Raw genomic sequence first — 726 nt, 5'->3', positions numbered from 1 at the left:
GGAAAACTTCTTCAAAATCCTGAAATCAGAAACAGGATATAGGAAGTACAAATCGGTAAAAGAAGCAAAACAGGAGCTGTTTGAATTTATTGAAATATGGTACAACAGAATTCGGAGACACTCTTCCCTGGGATATCTTTCACCGGAACAATTTGGGGAAATCAACAAAAAAAATGCTGCATAAGGAAATCAAAAAGGTAAGACCTCGAAATTGTCAGGGTGATTTTATTTCAAATCGCACTTACAATTTGAGGAGCCCGCGGCAGGCGACGGGAATCAACAAATCAACGGGCTAATTTATTTGTCCACTTTATTGTTGCAGATCCAACTTTCATTCTGCGGGATTTCAACGCAAAGGGCGCTAAGTTTCGCGCGAAGGACGCCAAGGTTTTTTTGTGGTTTGAAAATCGGTTGGTTTTCAGAAGATTTGGGAGATTGTATTTTTTCTTTGGGTTCTCCGCGAAGACCTCTGCGGGCTTTGCGAGAGATTTTTTTAATGCAAAGGGCGCTAAGTTTCACGCGAAGGTCGCAAAGGGTTTTTTGTATTTTTGAAAATCGGTTGGTTTTCAGAAGATTTGGGAGATTGTATTTTTTTCTTTGCGTTCTCCGCGAAGACCTCTGCGTACTTAGCGAAAGATTTTTTTCAACGCAAAGTGCGCTAAGTTTCACGCGAAGGGCGCAAAGGTTTTTGTGGTTTGAAAATCGGTTGGTTTTCAGAAGATTTGG

The 726-nt window shown here is 40.9% G+C and carries 1 protein-coding gene; it reads left to right on the top strand.

Annotation, left to right across the window (positions count from 1 at the left end; genetic code table 11):
- Positions 1-184 (top strand): IS3 family transposase (locus F824_RS0125320; RefSeq protein WP_019600739.1); only part of this gene is annotated, 184 nt, incomplete at its 5' end.
- Positions 185-726: the final 542 nt, after the last annotated feature.

Origin of the sequence: Rhodonellum psychrophilum GCM71 = DSM 17998, from assembly GCF_000381545.1 — a bacterium.
GTDB classification, from domain to species: Bacteria; Bacteroidota; Bacteroidia; order Cytophagales; family Cyclobacteriaceae; genus Rhodonellum; species Rhodonellum psychrophilum.
This window is presented reverse-complemented; position numbering and strand designations above follow the sequence as displayed.